General features: G+C 29.1%; 19 protein-coding genes. All 19 read right to left on the bottom strand.

Annotated elements, in window-relative coordinates:
- Window positions 1-7: 7 nt before the first annotated feature.
- The 19 genes from CLOST_RS01985 to CLOST_RS01895 all read right to left on the bottom strand — a co-directional run bounded on the left by CLOST_RS01985 (window position 8) and on the right by CLOST_RS01895 (window position 22,340).
- Window positions 8-709 carry an acylneuraminate cytidylyltransferase family protein gene (locus tag CLOST_RS01985; protein ID WP_013360592.1) on the bottom strand — a complete coding sequence of 234 codons (702 nt, stop codon included), beginning with the start codon at window positions 707-709 and terminating at the stop codon, window positions 8-10.
- Window position 710: 1 nt separating this feature from the next.
- Window positions 711-1,880, bottom strand: coding sequence for a UDP-N-acetylglucosamine 2-epimerase (neuC, locus tag CLOST_RS01980; RefSeq protein WP_013360591.1), 1,170 nt, complete (start codon window positions 1,878-1,880; stop codon window positions 711-713).
- On the bottom strand, window positions 1,877-2,872 hold the full coding sequence (neuB, locus tag CLOST_RS01975) for an N-acetylneuraminate synthase (protein ID WP_013360590.1): 996 nt from the start codon (window positions 2,870-2,872) through the stop codon (window positions 1,877-1,879). Before neuB ends, neuC begins: the two co-directional genes overlap by 4 nt.
- The gene (locus CLOST_RS01970; RefSeq protein ID WP_013360589.1) at window positions 2,865-3,512 is read right to left on the bottom strand and encodes an acetyltransferase; all 648 of its coding nucleotides are present in this window, start codon (window positions 3,510-3,512) and stop codon (window positions 2,865-2,867) included. The genes neuB and CLOST_RS01970 overlap by 8 nt, the downstream gene beginning before the upstream one ends.
- Complete coding sequence (locus CLOST_RS01965) at window positions 3,505-4,551, bottom strand: sugar phosphate nucleotidyltransferase (RefSeq protein ID WP_013360588.1); 1,047 nt, start codon at window positions 4,549-4,551, stop codon at window positions 3,505-3,507. Before CLOST_RS01965 ends, CLOST_RS01970 begins: the two co-directional genes overlap by 8 nt.
- 34 nt (window positions 4,552-4,585) lie before the next feature.
- A complete protein-coding gene (locus CLOST_RS01960; protein WP_013360587.1) occupies window positions 4,586-5,749 on the bottom strand; it encodes a LegC family aminotransferase in 1,164 nt (387 codons plus the stop codon).
- Window positions 5,750-5,758: 9 nt separating this feature from the next.
- Entirely contained in the window at window positions 5,759-6,877 is a 1,119-nt protein-coding gene (locus CLOST_RS01955) for an N-acetyl sugar amidotransferase (RefSeq protein ID WP_041487076.1), read from the bottom strand.
- A 16-nt stretch (window positions 6,878-6,893) separates the two neighbouring features.
- Window positions 6,894-7,874: an NAD-dependent 4,6-dehydratase LegB gene (locus CLOST_RS01950; protein ID WP_013360585.1), complete on the bottom strand. Its 981-nt coding sequence runs from the start codon at window positions 7,872-7,874 to the stop codon at window positions 6,894-6,896.
- 27 nt (window positions 7,875-7,901) lie between these two features.
- Entirely contained in the window at window positions 7,902-9,089 is a 1,188-nt protein-coding gene (locus tag CLOST_RS01945) for a CDP-glycerol glycerophosphotransferase family protein (RefSeq protein ID WP_013360584.1), read from the bottom strand.
- Window positions 9,090-9,101: 12 nt separating this feature from the next.
- Window positions 9,102-10,919: an asparagine synthase (glutamine-hydrolyzing) gene (gene asnB / locus CLOST_RS01940; RefSeq protein WP_013360583.1), complete on the bottom strand. Its 1,818-nt coding sequence runs from the start codon at window positions 10,917-10,919 to the stop codon at window positions 9,102-9,104.
- Between the two features lie 24 nt (window positions 10,920-10,943).
- Window positions 10,944-11,558 carry a sugar transferase gene (locus tag CLOST_RS01935; protein ID WP_013360582.1) on the bottom strand — a complete coding sequence of 205 codons (615 nt, stop codon included), beginning with the start codon at window positions 11,556-11,558 and terminating at the stop codon, window positions 10,944-10,946.
- Window positions 11,512-12,339, bottom strand: a complete 828-nt coding sequence (locus CLOST_RS01930) for an aldolase/citrate lyase family protein (protein WP_013360581.1) — start codon at window positions 12,337-12,339, stop codon at window positions 11,512-11,514. Before CLOST_RS01930 ends, CLOST_RS01935 begins: the two co-directional genes overlap by 47 nt.
- Before the next feature lie 11 nt (window positions 12,340-12,350).
- Window positions 12,351-12,986 (bottom strand): hypothetical protein, encoded by a 636-nt coding sequence (locus CLOST_RS13865; protein ID WP_157858277.1) that lies wholly within the window; start codon window positions 12,984-12,986, stop codon window positions 12,351-12,353.
- A gap of 574 nt (window positions 12,987-13,560) precedes the next feature.
- The gene (locus tag CLOST_RS01920; RefSeq protein ID WP_013360579.1) at window positions 13,561-14,589 is read right to left on the bottom strand and encodes a YveK family protein; all 1,029 of its coding nucleotides are present in this window, start codon (window positions 14,587-14,589) and stop codon (window positions 13,561-13,563) included.
- Window positions 14,589-16,517 carry an O-antigen ligase family protein gene (locus tag CLOST_RS01915; protein WP_013360578.1) on the bottom strand — a complete coding sequence of 643 codons (1,929 nt, stop codon included), beginning with the start codon at window positions 16,515-16,517 and terminating at the stop codon, window positions 14,589-14,591. The genes CLOST_RS01920 and CLOST_RS01915 overlap by 1 nt, the downstream gene beginning before the upstream one ends.
- A 173-nt stretch (window positions 16,518-16,690) precedes the next feature.
- Window positions 16,691-17,836 (bottom strand): TolC family protein, encoded by a 1,146-nt coding sequence (locus tag CLOST_RS01910; protein WP_013360577.1) that lies wholly within the window; start codon window positions 17,834-17,836, stop codon window positions 16,691-16,693.
- A 21-nt stretch (window positions 17,837-17,857) separates the two neighbouring features.
- The gene (locus CLOST_RS01905; RefSeq protein WP_013360576.1) at window positions 17,858-18,613 is read right to left on the bottom strand and encodes a stalk domain-containing protein; all 756 of its coding nucleotides are present in this window, start codon (window positions 18,611-18,613) and stop codon (window positions 17,858-17,860) included.
- Window positions 18,614-18,817: 204 nt separating this feature from the next.
- On the bottom strand, window positions 18,818-20,938 hold the full coding sequence (locus CLOST_RS01900; protein ID WP_013360575.1) for a copper amine oxidase N-terminal domain-containing protein: 2,121 nt from the start codon (window positions 20,936-20,938) through the stop codon (window positions 18,818-18,820).
- A 283-nt stretch (window positions 20,939-21,221) separates the two neighbouring features.
- Complete coding sequence (locus CLOST_RS01895; protein WP_013360574.1) at window positions 21,222-22,340, bottom strand: S41 family peptidase; 1,119 nt, start codon at window positions 22,338-22,340, stop codon at window positions 21,222-21,224.
- Window positions 22,341-22,350: the final 10 nt, after the last annotated feature.

Raw genomic sequence — 22,350 nt, 5'->3', positions numbered from 1 at the left:
GTATCTCCTAAAGAGTATCTAAGTTTGTACTTTTTATTAGTATCTCGGCAATTATAAAATCTAATTCATCATCTATATCAATAGATTTCTTCTTATCTATTATTAAAGCAAAGCTTTTATCTTTATAAATATTATTTGTCTTTAATAAATACTCCGTTTTTATTATATAAATAGCTCCATTTATTCTATAATATTTTTCAAGTTCTTGTCTTGGTAATCCAACTATATTTGAATTAATGAAGTTTTCCATAGAATTATTTTTTGAAAGTGTATTCATCCATAGAGGAGAGTGCTCCACTTCACATACACTAACAATCATATTTGCAGATTTATCTTTCAATACTTTATATCCTTCAATAATATCTTTACCCGTTCTAAGCGGCGATGTTGGCTGGAGTAATGCAACAGTATCAAATTCTTTACCATCTTTTTTGTATTTATGTAATACATCTCTTACTACATCCCAAGATGATGCAGTATCATTTGAAAGTTCACTATTTCTCATAAAAGGCACTTTTGCACCATACAGTTTAGCAATCTCTGCATACTCTATTGAATCGGTTGAAACCATGACTTCATCGAACATTTTACTATTAATTGCAGCTTCAATTGTATATGATATCAATGGTTTTCCATTTAATAATTTTATATTCTTATCTTTAAGCCCTTTTGAGCCTGACCTTGCTGGAATAATTGCAAGATTTTTCATATTATTTAGCCTCACAATCATAAAATTTCTTTTTTAAATTGATCTTATTATTACCTAAAAAATCAACTATAATCCTTACAATCTTGTCAGATGTATTACCCTCTCCATATGGATTAATCGTATTTTTTGCTATATTTAAAAATGAATCTGAAATAGCAATCTCTACTGAATTCATTATCTGTTCTTTTTTAGGTTCACAATTAATAATGCTTGATGCTTGAATTCTTCCTTTTTGCCTATCTCCTATATTAATAGTAGGCACACCAAAACTAGGTGCTTCAACTATTCCGCTAGATGAATTACCTATTACCATAATGCAGTATTTAAGTGCACTTAAATATCTTTTTAATCCAAGTGATGTATAAGCATATATATTTGAAGTATTACTAGCATAATAATCAATCAAAGTATTTATTACTCTACCATCAGCGTCTGCATTTGCCTTAGTAATGATAAAATTTATATCATCTTTGTTCTTACAAGCTTCTAATAATTCTATTATTTGGTCTTTAGTAGTGGAATTTTCAAGAGTAACAGGGTGGAATGTAACTACTGCATATTTTTTATCTAAAGAAATACCAAGTTGTAACTCTAATTCTTCTTTTGTAAATAACGGTTCATTTATAATATTTTCTATTCCTGTAGCTCCAACTTTAAATACTCTATCAGGAGCTTCCCCGAGTTGAATTACTCTATTTCTATACTCATCTGTACTTGCAAAATGTAAATAGCTTAACTTTGTAATTGCATGACGAATAGCTTCATCTATTGCTCCTTCAGTCGTTTCTCCTCCATGCATATGAGCTATAGGGATTCTCTGATTCATAGCTGTCATAGCTACAGCCAAAGTTTCATACCTATCACCTAAAACTATTAATAAATCAGGTTTTAATTTACTAAAATAATCTGCAAAACTTATCATAGCAAGGCCCATAGACTTAGAAATAGAAGACGGCGTGTCTGAACTAAGTAAAATTTCTATTTTTTCATCTATATAAATTTCATCTGCTTCTATTTCTTTGTATGTTAATCCAAATTCCGGTGATAGATGTGCACCTGTAACTACCAGTCTCACATCAAAATCTTCTATTTTGTTTAATTTTTTTATAACAGGTTTTAATAACCCATATTCTGCCCTAGTAGCAGTTAATACACTAATAATTTTTTTCATATCTCAATCAACTCATCTTCTTCAAAATCTCTTATAGCCTTAGTTCCAATAATTTCAAACCATTTCATTGGACTGATTCCATCTCCAGGTCTTTTTACAGTAAGATTAGTTTCAGTTAAAATATCGCCTTTTTTAATTGATTGATTTGCTACTATACTTTTACGAGCTATAGCTATATTTTTCTTTTCTGAATCAGCAGGTTCTTTAATCCCTGTTCCCATTGATAATTCAATGTTTCTAATAGCATCCACCATGGTTTTAAGCTCACTTGGCTCAAGGCTTGCTTTATGGTCTGGTCCATCCATAGTTCTATCTAAAGTAAAATGCTTTTCAATTACCTTTGCGCCTAGTGCTACTGCTGCTATTGGAACTTCTATTCCCATAGTATGATCAGAATATCCTACCTCATATCCAAATTTTTCTTTTATAGCTAACATTGCATTTAAGTTTACATCCTCATAAGGAGTAGGATATTCTGTCGTACAATGAAGTATTATTAGTTCACTTGCTCCATGGTCCTTAAGTATATTTACAGCATCTTCTATTTCCCTCATTGTACTCATACCAGTTGAAAGAATCACTTTTTTATTCAACTTTGCAATTTTAATTAAGTATGGAAGATTAGTAATTTCTCCTGACGGAATTTTCCATACCTTCATACCTAGTTGATTCAAAAAATCTATACTTTCAAAATCAAAGGCTGTTGAAAGAAATTCTATACCTATTTCTTTGCAATAATTATTTAGTTCTATAAAATCATCAAATGATAATTCTAATTTTTTTAACATTTCGTGTTGAGATTCCGAGTTCGCTGTTTGTTTTTTCTGATAATCTGCTTTCACCGCATTTTTAGAAACAATCTGACTAGCTATAAACGTTTGGAATTTTACACAATCTGCTCCTGCCTCTTTAGCTTTATCTACTAGATTTTTAGCTAATTCTAAACTTCCATTGTGATTTACTCCTGCTTCTGCAATTATATAACTATTCATAGTCATTCACCTCACGACACGGATTCCCGTATGCTTTTTTGTTGTTTCCTATAATTTTTGTAACAATACTACCCATGCCAATAACACTATTATCGCCTATCTTTATCTGTTGTTTTATTATAGCACCTGAACCCACATGAGAATTCTTACCTATTTCAACTGCTCCACCGAGTATCGCTCCTGGCGCAATATGCACAAACTCTCCTATCTTGCAATCATGTTCAATAATTGAACCTGTATTAATAATGGCTCCATTACCAATTATCGCTCCTGCATTTACAATTGATTTTTTCCCTATAAATATCCCTTTACCTAGTTTTGTAAAGTTACTTACATTAGCTGAAATATCAATTATGTTAGGTATGTTAAATCCAATTGAACTTATCTCGTCATATAACTTTATTCTTAATCTTGGATTCCCTATACTTCCCATAGTTATAAATGCAAACTCATACCCATCTTTAAATAAATGTGCTAAATCTGTGTCTGCGCCAATTATCGGTATTCCAATTATTGAATTACCAATGTTTTCAAACAAATCTACTATTGCAATTTCATTGTACTCATTTAATAATAGCAGAGTATCAAGTACTGACTTGCAATGCCCTCCTCCACCTATAAGTAATATTTTTTTATTCATCTTTTTCTAACCTTCTTCTCATTTCTTCCATTTCATCTATTTGACCCATATCTAACCAATTGTTTTCACTTATAGGATATACTCCTACTTTCTCACCATTGTTTTTATATTTTTCTATTATATCTGGAAAGCCAATAAATTCATTCTCATTTAACTCTTCTATTACTTTAGGTTCAACTATGTACATTCCCGTATTAGTAAAAAATGAAAGAACTGGTTTTTCTTTCATTTCCTCTATTTCTCCATTTTTATTTATCTCTACAACTCCATAAGGAATTCTAATAGTTTTTAAAGAGCAAACCATAGTTATTAGATTATTATTGTCCTTATGAAATTTATATATTTTTTCATAATCCTCTTCAATTAAGATGTCACAATTCGATAGAATAAATGTCGAATTTATCTTTCCTTTTAATAAACTAAGCCCACCACCTGTACCTAATGGTATATCTTCATCTACATAATTAATGATATAATCTTTTTCTATTTCATTAAAATATGCCTTTATCATGTTCTTCTTATGATTGACTACTAAATGAAATTCTTTACATCCATATTTATTAAATCTATTAATAATATGCTCTGATATTGGGATTTCTCCTATTGGAATAAGTGGTTTAGGTAATATTTTAGTGTAGGGATAAAGCCTAGTTCCTAATCCTCCAGCCATTATTACAACAGGTATATCTAGTTCTTTCTTATTTTTAATTTCTTCATCGTTCCATAGCACAATAGAAATTATATTATTTTCATTATCTATTATAGGTAATGCTTCTATTTCATTAATTTTCATATAATCTTTCGCTTTATTTTTATCCTCAATAAGCATTGTTTTAGGAGAATAATTTGCTATATCTCTAACATTAGCATCTAGATTACCTTTTTTAAGTATCCACCTTCTTATATCCCCATCGGTAATTGCTGCAACAAATTTATCATCTTTTGTTACAAAAAGTATTTTCTTTGCAACTAAATCTAATTGCGACATAGCATCTATCATACTTTTATCTTCATCTATAAGAAAATCTTTAATATTCATAGTTCACCTCTTTCAAAAGGTTTTTAAAATCTTTCTAAATACCTTTTAAGCAATTTATTACCATAGTAACATCTTCAATACTTAGGTTTGAACTACAAGGTATATTAATAATATGATTCAAATAATCTTTTGCTTTATTTATCTGATATACTTGAACATCTAAATAAGGTTTTTGCTCATTAATCAATCCCCATATAGGTCTTGTCTGGATTTTATGTGAAGCTAAATATGATATAAGTTCATCTCTGTTTAACTTAAATGAATCTTTGATATATAAACCATAAAACCAATAGTTGGGTCTAATATCCTCATTAAAATTTAATATTTTTAGTCCATCTAGATTATTTAACTCTTTTTTATAATATTCATAATTTCTTTTCTTTGTTTTTATAAAATCTTCTAATTGTTCTAATTGAGCTAATCCTAGTGCTGCTTGAAGATTTGTCATACGGTAATTAAAGCCTATTTCATCATGAGTATAATAAAGTTCATCACTCTTAGCTTGCGTTGTTAAGTGCTTAGCTCTAGATAATAAATCTTCATTATTAGAAACTATCATTCCTCCGCCGCCAGTAGTCATTATCTTATTCCCATTGAAAGAATATACTCCTATATCGCCAATAGTACCAGCATGCTTTCCTTTATATTTTCCTGATATATAATAGGTTCCTATAGCCTCTGTAGCATCTTCAATTACTTTTAAATTAAAGGTATGTGCTATTTCCATAATACTTTCCATATCTGCACTATTACCAAACACATGAACTACTAAAACTGCCTTTATATGTTTTTTAGTAGTTTTATTCATTAATTTATTGTTCTGAAACACACACTCGTTTTCACAAAATGTTCTAAGTTTATCTACATCCATTGTAAGAGAATCATCACAATCCATAAATATTGGCTCTGCTCCTACATATCTTACTGGATTAACAGCAGCTATAAATGTAAGTGTTGGAACTATCACTTCATCATCTTTTGTTACATCACAAACAATAAGCGCCGTATGAAGTCCAGCTGTACCATTTTGACAAGACACTGCCCCTTTGCATTTAGCATACTCTGCTATTTTCTCTTCAAATTCATTTATATATGGTCCACCAGTTGATACCCATTCAGTTTCTACTGCATGAGTAACATATTTCAGCTCATTTCCTTTAAGATTAGGTACTGATAGAGGTATAAATTTATCGCTCATATATATCGCCTACTTTTCATTCCAAATAGGAGTTTTTAATTTCCATTCACCAAATATATTTTTTTCAAATATATCTTTATTATAAACTTTATTAATTATTTCCCAGAATTCGGACTCAGTATACCCTGCAAAATTTATAAAGTCTCTTACAGAATTCACATCTAAAGCATGGTCATGTTTTTTTACTAATTCTATTGCTTCTTCTCTCGATAAAAGACCATATCTTACAAACCTAGCAGCATAGTCAGTAGCTGATGCATGCCCAAATTTCGGATATTTAAGCCAAGAATGTACTAGGTATGCCCTACTATCTATTTGATCAAAATTTTCTATGTGGTGTGTTCTGTTCCATTCATGAGTTAAATCATGAAAGCCTCTTGTCTTTGCAAAAATATAATTTGAATAACTATTCCAAGGTATAAAATACGATACATACATAGGGTCAAGTTTATTAAGCTCATCAATTGATGGCGCTTTCGTAAGATCTAATACCTGTTTTGTAATTCCATCTATTTCAAGAAGTTCATTTGCATCAATATCAGAAGCAACACCGTTGTTTAATTGATTTCTAGCCGAATATGTCTCCTCATAATCTGAACCCCCATATTCAAAACTTACGTTTTCTCCATAAACCAATAGTGGTGTATTAAATTTTAATGCCATATGCATAGGATAAGTATATATTAATCTATCTATAAACCAAGTTGGTTTTCCATATTTTTCAAAAGTATATCTCATTAGTTTTTTCTGAGCCTTAATGTCAGGCTTTAAGCTTATAATAGGGCAACCAAATTCTTCTGAGATATTCTTTAAATTATGTTTACCCGCTTCAGTCATTTTAAAATTATCTTCAACACTAAATAATATCGGATTCATTTTCATAACTTCTTTCATTAAATAAACCTGATAATGACTATCTTTTCCACCGCTTACGGCTATAGCACAATCAAATGAATCTCCATTCATCCCTCTATATTTATCACATAGAGCTTCTAATTCTTTATATCTTTTGCCCCAGTCTATCCCTTTTCTTCTTTCATAAGACTGACACGCTGAACATATTCCTTCTTCGTTAAATTTAATCCCCGGTCTAGTATCTGGCATTACACATTTTTTACAATATTTCATAAATTTCTCCTCCAAACTAAATATTATAAATATCAGTTTTATATTTATCTAGATTTCCTTTAAAAAATTCTACTGTTTCAGCTATTCCTTGCTCAAAAGTATAATTTGGTTTCCAATTTGTAAGCTTCTTTATTTTTTCGTTAGAACCAAGTAATCTATTCACTTCACTTTTTTCAGGTCGTAGTCTTTGATTGTCACATATTATTTTTGCATTAGGGTTAATCTGTCTTATAAGTTCCTGTGCAAGTTCACCTATTGATATTTCTTGTTGCGTTGCAATATTTATTTCCTCGCCTATAGTTTTATCCGATTTTGCGATTTCTATAAATCCATTTGCAGTATCTTTTACAAAGTTAAAATCTCTAGTTGGAGTCAATGAACCTAATTCAATCTCTTCTTTTCCTGCTAGTAATTGAGTTATTATAGTAGGTATTACAGCTCTTGCTGACTGCCTAGGCCCATAGGTATTAAATGGTCTTACAATAGTAATTGGCATATTAAAGCTACGATAAAAAGATTCTGCAAGTCTATCTGCTCCTATTTTAGTCGCAGAATATGGAGATTGACCTTGAAATGGATGAAGTTCATCTATCGGAACATACTGAGCTGTTCCATAAACTTCTGATGTAGAGGTTATAAGTAATCTTGATATATCTATATCTCTAGCTGCTTGTAATACATTTAGAGTTCCTTTTATATTAGTATCTACATACGTATCGGGAGAATGATAACTAAAAGGTATAGCTATAAGCGCTGCAAGATGATAGACTTCTTCCATCCCTTTCATTGCTTCTCTTACCCCATTAGAATCTCTAATATCTCCAGTAAAAACTTCTACCTCTTTCATAATATCTGCAGGAAGGGTATCTAGCCATCCCCATGTATTAAATGAATTATAGTATGCAAATGCTTTAACCTTATGGCCTTGTCTTATCAATTCTTCTGTTAAGTGGCTTCCAATGAAGCCGTCTGCTCCAGTTATTAGTAATTTTTTCACAACAACTCTCACCTTCTTATATTAAAATTAAATTGTATTATCAATAAAATTAATCATATTATTAATTGAATTATTTATTACTTCAAAATTTAAATGATATTGCTTTTTTTCTTCAATATTTATTAAAATCTTACTCAAATCTTGACATTTACTTGCTATATTTAAAGAAGAATAATCAGTATCATATTTTTTATCAAATGGATTTAAAACTATAACTGGTGTTTGCATAAATAAAGCTTCTAATCCGCAAGTGGAGTATTGAGTAAGTAATAATTCTGAAATATTTATTAAATCCCTAATGTCACAATTTTCAATTAAACGTATTGAATTTGTATGTATTTTAGCAAGCATCTTTTCCATATATGAATAATCTTCATTTGGGTGAGGTTTTATTATTAATAAATACTCATTGTTTAAAGTAAAGACTTTTAATAATTCTTCAAAGATATAAATTTCATCCTCTGATACATGGCTAGCCCAAGTTATAATTTTTTTATTCAAATCAATACCATATCTTTGTTTAAAATTAAAAATATCAGTATAATGATTTTTTAAATTATCAAAAGTAGGCAAGCCTGAAACAACAATCTTTTTAGCCTTTACTCCTTGATTAATCAAATTTTCTCTAACAAAATTGTTGAGAACAAATATATAATCCCCATAATAATCAGTATTCGTATCCTTTAAAGAAAACACACGACTATTTCCGAGCAAATCTTCAATAGAATAGTTTGTAATTCCTAGATTCTTAGCTGCTAATATGGATGCTCTTTCAAACCTTGGTGAATTTGTAGTTAAAACAGCATCTGGATTTTCAATTTTTAATATTGCCTCCATTGTATTTATAGGAAGAAATATAAGCCTATTCTGTTTTCCATACGAATCAACTATATCATCTTCCCCATACTTTAATATATAATCTCTAATATTGCATCCATAATATATTGAAGAATTATATAATCCAATCCTCTCATAATCAATATTATTTTCTTTTATAAATTGATCTCCTAATTGTACAATATTATCTCCTAAATCTATATATTCTAAATAATCTTTTAATGTTTTATATGGTATTTCATGATTACTTAGGTATTCTTCCGCCAAAGTGAGAGCTAGAATTGTTACATCAAACTTTCTTATAAGACTATCATATAATGAAATAATTAATTTACAATGCCCTCCTCCATATACTGGAATAAATATCTTTTTTTTCAATTAATCACCCTCCTATATAAGATCATTAAATGATGGTTTTTTAGTAAATTTATTATCAATATATATTCTGTACCATAACTCTACAACTAATATAGCTCTAAGCTGTCTAGTATAGTTTTCCTGGCTATTTTGATGTGATTGAATCATTTTTAAAACTCTGTCATAATTAAATACCCCTCTATTTTTAAACTTCTCTGAACATATAATTGGATTAATTTTATCAATAAACTCCTTATCTTTGAACCATTCACCAATTGGTACTGTAAACATTTGTTTCTTCCTTTTTATAAAGTCATCATCAAAATCTTTAGAAAGAATATTTTTAAGTAAATATTTTTTTTCTCCGTTGTAGATTTTCTTACTAGAATCTATGTTAAACATCATTTCAATTATTCTATAATCTAACAAGGGGTATCTTCCCTCAATTGAGTTAGCCATACCCATTCTATCAGGTTTCACTAAATTATTTCCTTCTAACAAATAGTCTGAATCAAAATACATTATTTTATTTATGAAATCCGAATTATGAATTCCTATATATTTTTCTTCAATTTTTTTAAAAGAATCAATCTCAATTAAATCAGACTTAAACTCGTTAGACAAAATCGATTCTTTTTCTAAAATATTAAAAACACTAATTTTATTAAAATAATTTTTAAAATTTTCATTTATATCTAATTCCTGATTATAGATAAAATCCAAATACTTATCATATCCTCCAAAAATTTCATCTCCCCCATCACCAGTAAGAACTACCTTTAAATATTTTGATGCTAATTCTGATAAAATAAATGTAGGCGCAAAAGATACATCTCCGTGAGGATTTTCACAAAACCATATAGAGTTAACTAATTGCTCTAAAAAATCATCTTGATTAACTATCTTATAAATATGGTTTGTGTTATATGTTTCCGATACTTTTTTTGCATAATCTAACTCATTATAGATTTCTTCAGTGAAACCAATTGAAAAGGTTTTAAACGAATCTTCTGTTTTCTCTCTCATGTATTTTGTTACTATAGTTGAGTCAATCCCTCCACTTAAAAAAGCTCCTACCTCTACATCACTTCTCATCCTTATTTCAACACTGTTAGAAATAAGTGAATCTAAGGTTTCAAAATTTTCAAAGTTATTATTATATATAGACTTTTTAGGAATTTCCCAATATGTTTTTTTTGATATTTTATTATTTTTAATTATGATGCTCTTCCCAGGCTCTAATCTATAAATATTTTTAAATGCTGTATTAGGGTATGGAACATAATTAAAAGTTAGCATATCATTAATAGAATCTTTATTCGCTTCACACTTTATATCACTGCATAATAATAGAGATTTTATTTCAGATGAAAAATAAAAAATATCATTCATTATAGAATAGTATAATGGTTTCTCACCTACTCTGTCTCTAGAAACAATTAGAACATTATTTTTAATATCAAAAAGTGTATATGAAAACATTCCATTTAAGTAACTCGAAAAATCTTCTCCATATTCTTCGTATAAATGCACTAACACTTCTGTATCACTAGAGGTATAAAACTTATGCCCTTTTTTTAATAATTCATCTTTAATTTCAATATAGTTATAAATTTCTCCATTAAATACTACAACAATAGATTTATCTTCATTAAATATTGGCTGAAATCCATTATCTAAATCTAAAATACTTAACCTTCTCATCCCCATAATTAAATTTTTAGACTCATATTTTCCTTCTCCATCTGGTCCTCTATGAATCATAGATTCTAACATCTTGCTTAATTCTTCAGTCTTGCTTAATAAGTTAGTTTTCTCATCAATTGAAAATTGACCTACAATACCACACATCTTATACCTCCAGATTTGAATAGTTTAATTTACATCCTTCTTGTTTAAAACATTAAGTATAGTTTTAATTATTATCATTAAATCAGTTTTAAAACTAATATCTTTAGTATACTCTTTTTCCCAATATAATTTTAGGTCTTGAGTTAAATTACTTCTTCCATTAATCTGAGCATATCCTGATATCCCAGGCTTAAATTTAAATATTTCAGTTTGAATATACTCTTGTGGATAGTCTTCATATACCCCAGGCCTATAACCCACAAGACTCATATCTCCCTTTAAAACATTGAATAGTTGGGGCAGCTCATCCAAACTAGTTCGTCTTAAGAATTTGCCTGTTTTTGTAATTCTATTATCATCTTGCGAGGTACGTTTAGGTCCCAATTTATCAGCATCCTTAAGCATTGTTCTAAATTTATATATATAAAAAGCTTTTCCAAATTGTCCTACCCTTTCTTGCTTGTAAAGAGGTGAACCTTCTGAATCTATAGAAATCAAAAGCATTATCACAATAAATATTGGCGATAAAATTATAATAGAAGGAAAAACAATTATTAAATCAATTGCTCTTTTTCCAAATTTGATATAAAAATTATTTTTTTTCGTTATAAATTCGTTGTTTTTTTGAAACAACTTCATTCACCCTCTCTATCACTTCTTCTCTGTTTCTTGCAAAATCAATTTCAGACCATGTTTTTATTTTTCTTTCTATATCCCTAATTTTTTTTATTTCCTTAATTAAGTTGTTAGTAAAGTCTTGATGTATCACTTTTTCTCTAAATTCTCTTGATAAAATAACCGATTGTGAGTTTAACCTATAATGTTCTCCAATTATTATTTCCGCCGGAACATCTCCTTGACCAATTTTTGCAATCCCACCAAATCCAAATTTTATATCCTTATACTTTATCGTGTCGCTCAAATATTCTACAATTCCACCAGATAATAACTCGAACATAAAATCAAGTCCCATTCCCAAATGCAAATCATTTAATCCTATATGAATTCTATCTATCCCTTTAACTTCTATAATATTTTTAATTCGACTCAATGCCTGAGGTGTTTCTAGCAGCAAGCAAACTTCAGCTCTTTTATCAACAATTTTTATAAATTCTTTAACTTCATTTTCAGTTTTAAACATAGGAAGCATAATTATATCTGCTCCATAATTTATTGCTATGTTAACCTCTTCGTGCGTTTTATTATATAAAGGATTAACTCTAACTAAAATTAATGATTTTGTTATTTTTGATTTTATTAATTTAATATCTTCTATTTTATGGTCCGCTATATGTGTATCTAAATGCCCTTGTCTCTCTTTTTTTCCATTTATTTCTAAATCAACAAATATTATGTCTATACCTGCCTGTTCTGCACTAACAGCTTCCTCAACCTTATTAGTAATAAACATTAATTCCATATCGTTCTCCTTTATACTCTTATCATAATTAGCACAATACATGGCGGAATCATCATTAAGCCCGTAGATATTCCAAAAAATATCCCATAAAATGCTATATTCACAGCTAAGAATAAGTATATTTTATTGCCATTTGATTTGACTTTAGTATATATACATCCTAAGTTTGATAATAAAAATATTGTACCAATGAAAACAAATATGCTAAAAATAAACATATTAGAAACAAAGATTTTACCTGCCCCATGATTAAGCATATTTACAGCTCCATCAATTCCTCCACCATAGAAAGTAATATTTTTATTTAGCATAAATAAAAAATATGTAAAAAATTTATATATTACTGGTAAAAGTATAATTAAACCTATCACAATTTTTTTTATGTTTTTTTTCTTTATAACCTTATCACTGTTTGTTATATATAGGGATATTATTGAGAATACGAAAGTAACAGTCATAGTTCCACTACTTACCATTGTAAAGAGAAAACCAAAAAATAACTTAGATATAAATAAAGGATTTATAGCTATTTTCTTATTTTCATTCTCCAAAAATAGACTTATCACTATCATGAATCCAAAAAATGCAGGAATTAATCTTCCATTCATTATGAATGCTAAAATTAATAATGGTATTAATGTAATCATACATTTAATAACGAAAGAAATATTTCTTTTATTATTTCTGTATTTACTTATATTGTCTATAATTAAAAAATATAAAAATGAAAGAAGAATTATACAATAATACGTAAAGCCTATATTCAAGTTTACGTTAAATATTTGCGAAAAAATATATCCTGGATAAGATATTAAAAGCCTCACCGAATGAGGGTGACCACTTAAAATCCAATATAACAGACTATCATCCATTTTCAGTAACTCATTTGCTTGTGGCAAAAATTCAAATTTAATTAGCTGGATTTTAGTTAAAATACAAAGCAAAAAATAATAAAGAATAGAGAATAATCTACTGTAATTATTGTTGGCAGGTAAAAGATATAATACCAAAGTAACTAAACAAATGGATAAAAAAAGTGACTCACAATTATATAAAAAAGAAAGCAAATACAAAACTATAAAAACAGCTACTGTTGTTATAATCATGAACATAAAATCTACTGATTTCTTTTTGTAAATTAATTTCAGCATATATACCTCGCAATCAATAACCTCTGCATGCTATTAATAATATTGATAGCATGCATTATTATAACTATTACTATTTTTCAATATAAATAGCATTTATACCTAAATTATATTTACTATTCAAATTTGAAATTTGATTGATATGATCCTTGTTTGTAAAATTTTCTTCTACTATAATAAAAGTTTTATCATATAACTTCGATTGAACTAAAAAATTATTATCGGTATAATTTAATATATTAATTTTAATCTCATTTTCATCAAACATTTCTTTAATATATTCAATATTATATTTCTCAATATTATCATCTAATCCAATTAAAACACTCTCAAAATTGGCTAGCATAACAAAATATAGAATTTTATCTATTTCAGTTTTGCTTAGTTGTTTATTAAGAATTAAATCTACTTCAAATCCATTTTCTGTTAGATAAGATGGTAGCTGAATCCTTTTGCTATAATAAGTACTTATAAAAGAAGCTATTATTCCTAGTACTAATCCAAAAGCTAAGCCAAATATCAAGAAAATAGGCAATGTGTTAGAATTAAGCTTATAGGACATAGCTTTATCTATAATAACAATTTCATAATCTTTCAAATTTTCGTTCGCCTTTGCCATTTCTACTAATTTTCTAGGTATCTCATTTGCAATATCTTCAGCAATTTTATTATTACTATCTTTAACTGATATCATAATGAGATTACTTCCATTTGGATTTACAATTTCTATATTCTCTTTCAATTTCTTTACTCTTAAATATTCACCCTTCTTATTCTTTATATCCAATTCTGAAATAACATTACGCAATAATGTGTAAGATTCTATATATCCTTTAATCGTAGGTATCATATTGTTTTGCATTCTGTCTTGATAATACACATATCCTTCACTTATTTCTTCGGGATTAGTCGGAGTCTTATAGTTATATATAATAGATATACTACTAGAAGCCTCGTATTTATAATTGTTTTCAAAAAGAGGAGAAAAAGCATAAATAAATGTTAATATAGCAACCAACGCAAAAACTTTGAATCCTATTATTCTTTTTTTAAATAATATATGTGTCAAATCAGCAAATGATATTTCTTCTTGTTTTTCCATTATAATATCCTTTCCTTTGAGTTCTTAATAGTTAATGATATACAAATTCCTATAAAAATATAAATTATTGGAGAAATAGCTAAGATGCTATCATTAAAAACTGATGAAATTAAATATCCTACAATCCCTAAACTCATTATATTCCAGTTATATTTAACATCACTAAAAAAAGTATCTTGAATATTTCTATATAATAATAAAAATATGCCAATTAAAATAACTATTAATGATAAAACTCCTGATTGGACCCCCACTTGTATATAGAAACTATGTGGTTTATCAGTAATAATCCATAATCTAGTTAAGTGGTCATCTACTTGTCTACCATAAATATCGTTTCTAGGAAATTCAATTACAAAAGAATCCTGACCTGTCCCAATCAAAAGATTTTCAATCATAATAGGAAAACTTCTTGACCATATATATCCTCTTCCACTGGCTATCATACCTTTACCTGTAAATCCAATGTGTTTAGATGGCTGCAAATCTCTGTTAATATCTAATTTTTTATAAAAAGAATCAGCTATATTCAATTTTCCTTTATCAAATATAAAATATAAATCTACTCCATAGGGATTTGCACTATACTTTATACCATAAACATCACTATATTCAGTTTTATTGAGCAACAATTGTGCCTGATATGATTCGTGACTATCTAAAATATAAATTTCTCCATCAATCAAATCATCTATATTTTTATTCCAAACAACTTTATCTTCTTCCAAAATATTTATATTTGAAGAATCATCAATTTTAATATAAGTGGAACTTTGATTAATTACTATTTCAATCATTTTATCATCTATATGTTTTATATCATTTATAGGCCCTATCTCCTTGTAATCTTTGCTTTTTAAGTCGGATGGTTTAAATAAAGCTACTGCTTCAGTTCTTATTCTAGTTAGTGGATTTTGTGAGATTGGTATGTATGATAAACTCACTGGCAATATAATAAGTACTCCTAATATAGGTACAAATTTCGCAAACATTATTTTTTTATACTCTTCTTGAGGCTTATCTTTGATTATATATCTAGCTATTACCACTAATATTAGTAGTAATACAGTTCCTATCGTCCCTAATACTCCTGCTTCACTACGACTGCCATATAATGCAAGGATAGAAAGTATAAAGAATATAGAAAATATGATTTTTTCTTTTATATTTTTAGATATTATAGCAAATGATAGCATTAATGGTGCATAAAAACTTATATATCCTCCTAAATAGTTAGGGTTATAAAACACTCCGTATGAATATTTTTCTCCAAACTGTATGTTAAATTCCTTTATTTGTGCTTGTATTTCTTTAGAAATCATATAGTCCTTGGCAAATTCAGTTGCAAATATATCCATCCCAAAATATTGAAAAATTGATATGATAGATATTATGACTCCTGATATGCCCAATGTGTAAATTATAGCTTTAATTTGTTTCTCCGTTTCTACTAGGTTTATAGTTGAAAACATAAGAAGTAAATAACAAAGCACTATCCACATACCTTCTCTTCGTTCTACAAATCCATTCAGTGTTATCTGAGGGTATTTCGAAAAAACGGTAGATAATATTATTAATATTGCATAGGTTCCCATAAAATAATATGCCTTAGTAAATTTAATTTTTTTTGTAAAAAGAAAAGTGTTTAACATTGCCCAACACGTTACTATATATATAAATATTTGTTTATAATATGTAAAAAAATCTGCATTAATTTTTTCACCATTCCAAAATTCATAAAATGGTCCTTCTAGTGGGATTATTTTAAGCCTAATAACAAATGGCAATAATCCCACTATAAATAGTAGAGGGATTATTTTATATATCTCGTAGTAAAAATCTCCATTGTGTCCATATGACAAAACTTTAGATTTTTTTATACTGTCTTTTTTTATATTAGTATCTTTACTATTACTTAACTTACGCAACTAGTCTACCTCCTTCATCATTCTAATACCAGTTTATTATATCATAAGAGGTATATTAATTACTATTTCTATAACCAATTTACACCATAATCAAAAAAACAAGCTCTTTTTTAGTAGGTTAATTATAAAAATAATTTTACTAAAAAAGAGCTTATTAAGTTTCAAATAATACACTACCCAATATTCCCTCCAACTAGGAGTGGGTTGTTATACATTTCAACTAATAGCGCATGTTGCGATTGTATTTTTTCAATGCCATTTTGAATTTCAATTAATCCAAGTGTCAAATCTAAATAGTCTTGATTAATTGCAGTACCGGCTTTAATAGCAACTTCTAATACTCTTTTTTTCTCTTCTAAATCTTTAAGTTTTAGAAGAGTATTTTCATAGGTATTCTCAAGTTTTTTTATAGAGTTATATTTCCCAATAACGGAGTCTTTTAAATCTTCTTTTGCTTGCTCTAAATCATTAGAAGAAATCCTTGCATCCAATTCTAAAGATTCATATGGCTCTGGACTCGATTGCTGATTGCTTGGCGCTCCACTAATGTAGTTTAAAGAATAAAAATCTACATCAATTCTTTGAATATCTAGTTGCTGCTCTTTTCCCCAAATATTTATATCACTACTAATCGCTCTCGTCACTTTAAAATCTATATCTTCCTGAGTGTCATTAACCGGAGAATATTCAAAATCTAATTTTTCGATTTCATATCTAGTAAACCTATCAAATCCAAGTAGTTTGTTTAATTCTATATAATGATCATCTAAATCCTTTTCTAGTGCTTCAATATCCTTTTTTGATTGACTAATTTCAATATCTTTTGTAGTAATATTGGTTTTACTCTCCATTCCGTATTCTAACTTTAAAGCCATAGTATTTCTCTTTTTAATAGAATTATCTAATTGAAGTTTTTTTAGTTCAATATCATTTTTAATTAAATTTATATTATTAAATATAGATTTAATTTTAAATGCCAAACCTTGTTTTATATAATTTTCAGTTCTCTCTACTTTTTCAGTATTAAGTTTATCGTTTTTTTGAAGTTTCATAAGGGCTAGTACTTGAGGGTCATATAAGCTAGTTCCAAAATTATCTAATGCATCATCAATTTTTATAGTATTAGAATCTTTTTCAAGTTTTAGGTTCTTGATATCATTGTTTTCTTTGAATGCTAATTTTATAGCTTCATCATATGATAAAATTTCTAAATTCTCAGCTATAGGCATCTCCGCTTTATTCGCATATATGAAATTCGGATTCACTATGGAAAATATTAATACGAGAGAAATTCCAATTTTCGTTATATTTTTATTCATTTTTGTTATTCTCCTCTATGCTTAATCATTTAACACCTTAAATGTTAAAGTTTCTTTTTTAGGGTAAGTTTCATTAACTTCTAAAACTACAGTAACTGTCATTTCTCTTATTTCTTTATCATCTTCTGGCAATTTTGAAAATGGAATATATGTTTTTAATTCTTCATTCCTCCTAATCCATTTAAATAAATCTCTATCTAAGTTTTCTTGAAATTGAAAAGATGCTTCATATTTATCTGTACTTGTCTCTATAATTGTTGACATAGCGTCAATCTTAACCCCTGTATCAGCATCTTCATTTTCTAATGTGAAATATAAACGCCCATCATTACCTTCTTCTCTAATTGATAGCCCTTCTAAAGTAAGCTTATAACCATTTTGTGCAATTCTAGCTGGCAATTTTGTGTAATCAGAATTTGCAGAAGTCGATGATTCTAATTTCTCTATTTTCTCTTCAAGTATTTTAATCTTTTCTTCATATTCTTTGATTTTTTCTTGTTCAATGCCAACATCCGGATTAGAGTTTATGCTTACAGTTTTCGTATCGCTATCAAAAGTTGTATTCGCTCCAAGTAGCTGAGCTATATAAGATGCCGGTAAATATGTTCTATTTTGATAAACTAAAGGTTTTAATCCTTCTGGATGATATTTAAATTCTCCATTTACTTTAATAAGAAAATCATTTTGTAAATAAGCTTCTACAACTTTAGGAGTTGCATAACTAAATGTTGAAAGTCCCACAAATAGTCCTAGCGCTATAGCTAATATTTTTTTCATTATTCATTCCTCCTTAATAAAATAAGTTAAGTAATTCAGTTTATTAGTATAATTGAAGTCATGATCTAAAATAAAATCATACACTATAATTTTACCCTAAATCATAGCTTAAATTATAACAGCTATGTTACATTTTTATAAAAAAGAGAGCTGAGATATCTCAGCTCTCTTTTATTTGATTATAATTATTCGTTTAGACTCAGATTATTGAGCGTTAGGGAATAAAGTTACAGTTCTAGAAGCTGCATCATAAACTATATCAGTTCCATTTTGGATACCGAAAGCTTGAGCAACATAAACAACTGATACAAATGCTCTTCCGTTAACTATTTCTGGCTTAGCATCCATTGGAACTGGTGATCCGTTTACTAAAAGAATATTAGTGTCTAAGTTCATAGATACAACTAGGTTATCTTTAGTAAATACAGCAGTTCTTGTAGATGGTGAGTAGTTAAGAGTAGCACCTGCTAATTGAGCTACAGTTCCTATAGGAAGCATAGTTCTGTTATTAGAAATATATGGTGCTGCATCTAACATTTTAGTTTCAGAACCTACAGTGTAAGTTGCAGAATCAATAGTAAATACAGTTTTTTGTTGTCTAGCTGTTTGTACTTCTGTTACTACGTTTAAGAAAGGAACTTTCTCAACGATAGTTTCTACATCATAATCAAAACCTTTTTCTTCTGGATCAAGACCAAATTCACCATCAGTAGCAGTTGGAGTAGTTTGATCTCCATCAGCAACAACAGCTCCGAATCTTAAATCAAGCTGTCCAAATGGAACTGCTCTATCAAGAGTTGCAGTAAGTCCTTTAATAACTATAGAAGAAGCTTCTTTATTTGACTCTCCATCTATATAAACTACTACTTTCTCGCCATTTTCGATAGTATAAACGTCATCTACACTAATGTCTCCAGTAGTTTCAAACTTAACAGTTGAATCAATAAACTCTACTCCTGTATATCTAGCTTGATTAAGATCGAATACATAGTATCCTTCTTGTAAAGAACCAGCTTCAGTTTCAGTTATTGTAATTTCAGGTGTTGCTTGGTTTTGAAGTCCTACTACAACGTCAGCAACAGTTTTCTTGTCATCAACCTTAGTAGTTATTTTAGCTGCTGCTAAAACATCTGCTAATTTAATAGTTTGTTCTTCAACTCCTGCACCTTTAGCAGTAATTTTTAATTCTCCAGCTGCATCCCAGTCAGCTTTAAGGTATAATTCAAATTTTAAATCATTGTCAGTTGTGTAAGCATTAGTAAGATTAACTTCAAACTCATCATCATAATCTCCAACTATGTTGTCAAAAGAAGTATTAGAAGGAGCAGATCCTTTTAATTTAACATCTCCGCCAGCTACAGTAAAATCTATAGGTCTTCCAGCTATGAAAGAATTTCCAGCAGTTTCTAATTTAACTTCTACAACATAATCTTTGCTAGTATCAGATTTTCCAGCTACTATAGACTCAACTTTGTCTACTATAAGCTCGATTCCAAAATCTTTGTATTCAGCGATTTTAACATCTTCTGCATCAACATCAGCAGTTTTGTCTAAAACTTCAACTGTAATATCTCCGAATTTAGCATCTTTAGTCAAAGTAACTTCAGGACTAACAATAATTCTATCAATTACTGTATCAAGAGCTCCAGCTACAGTCACTGTTAATTCTCTATCTCCGAAAGCAGATACTGCTAATCCATTTCCATTTAAAGTAACAGTTGTTCCAGCAGCCCATTCTACATCTTTTGGTAATCTTAATACAAATGTTCCATTAGACATAGCATCTTTTGTAGTTTCTCTTAATTCGAAATCAGATGCATCTTTAGTTCCTCTAGTTACAGTAGTAACATCTCCAAGTCTTCTTGAAACAATTGTTCCACTTCCAGAAACAACAGCATAAGTAAGAACTTGTCTAGAAACTCCAGAGTTTGTTATGTTCTCGATAGTTACTTTTTGGTCTCCATCTTTTGCACCATCTAATGTAACTTCTCCAGAAATTTTAATATTTCCAGTTGTAGCATCAGCGTTTATTACGTACTCAGCTCTTTGCTCTCCAACTACAGTTGCAGCATTTCTAAGTGTAGCTCCTCCTGTTGCATTAGGAGCAGTTGCCCACTCAGCATCATCGCCTAGAGTAAGTTCAAAGATTCCTCCTGAAGTAACTCCTGCACCTTTAATTTCGATATCTAAATCGAAATCCACTGTTCCGTCAGCACTAGTTACTACTGTATTAACTACAGCATCACTTGCAGCAAACGCCATGTTAGCAGGTACTAATGTTAACATCATCATTAATACCATTAATAGAGATAATTTTCTCTTCATGTTTGTCTTTCCTCCTTTAAAATATGTGTTTTAGTTTTTTGAGAATTTTACAGCTTCTCTAGCTGGTCTGTCGCTCATGTCGTCAGACTTACAAAATGAATTATAGCATTACATCCAACTCGAGTCAAGCTCTGAATGTGCATGTAATAGAGTTGTAACTTGAGAAGTTTACATACTCCACCCCCAAGTTCTTATAGCTATTATACTACTAAAACTAGGTTTTTAATATTACATGTCTGTTACACTTGCTTGTTTTTGTTGTAATATTAACATTATTTACCTGTTATTTCTGCTTTATAAATTCAATTGCTGTAATTAGTTGATTATCAGTATTTGAGTTATTTATAGGCATGATATACTCTACTTTTTTATCAGGATTTAATCCTTTTAAGTTTATACTTCTGCCTGTTGGCAGGACATATTTTGCTATAGTTAGCTTTATTGCCTCACCGTTTTTTAGAGGATATAGGTCCTGCACTACTCCTTTACCATAGGTAGTAGTTCCAATTAACGTTCCTGATTTTGTATCCTGAATAGCTCCTGCTAGGATTTCTGATGCCGATGCTGTATTTCCATCTATTAGTACTGCAACTTTTTCAAACTGAAGGTTACCAGTAGAATAAAATGCATCAGGTTTATCTTCCTTATATTGTATCTCTAGGAGTTTGCCTTTTGGTACGAAATAGTTAGATACCTTTAGGACCTGGTCTAGTGAGCCTCCTGGATTCCCTCTTAGGTCTAGTATTATTTTCTTAATTCCTTGCTTTTTTAGGTCTTGTATAGCTGTAGTCATATTATTATAGGTATTATTATTAAATTCAGTTATTCTTATATAACCTAGGTCTTTTTCTAAAGTTTTATACTCTATAGGGTTTACTTGAATCTGCGCTCTTACTATATTTACTGTAAGAACTTCATTTCCTCTTTTTACAGTTAGCTTTACACTAGTTCCTGATTGACCTCTTATTTGTTTTACTAGAGACTCTGTATCTTGCTTTAGGTCTATCGCTTTATCATTCACAGATATTAATATATCCATAGGCTTTAGCCCTACTTTTGATGCTGGTGAGCCTTCGTTTATGCTTACCAGATAAAATCCATCATCTCTTTTTCCTACTACTGCCCCTATGCCTGCAAATTCACCTGTAGCTTCTTCCATGAAGGCTTTGTATTCTTCTTCATCCATATAAGTGCTATATGGGTCAAGTGCATCAAACATACCCTTTATAGCTGAGTCGTAGAGCTGGTCTTCTGTTACTTCTAGAGCGTAGTTTTGCATGATGTACTCTTTGACTGCATCAAAGAATTCTTTGTCTTTTGTTATCGGATCTGCATATGCAAGATTCGTAGACAATATCACTATAGTGAATAGCAATGTTAATGTCTGTCTTAGTTTTTTCATTTTCAGGACT

This window comes from Acetoanaerobium sticklandii, assembly GCF_000196455.1.
Classification (GTDB): Bacteria; Bacillota; Clostridia; order Peptostreptococcales; family Filifactoraceae; genus Acetoanaerobium; species Acetoanaerobium sticklandii.
Note: the sequence above shows the minus strand (reverse complement) of the source record. Positions and strands in the feature narration are given on the sequence as shown.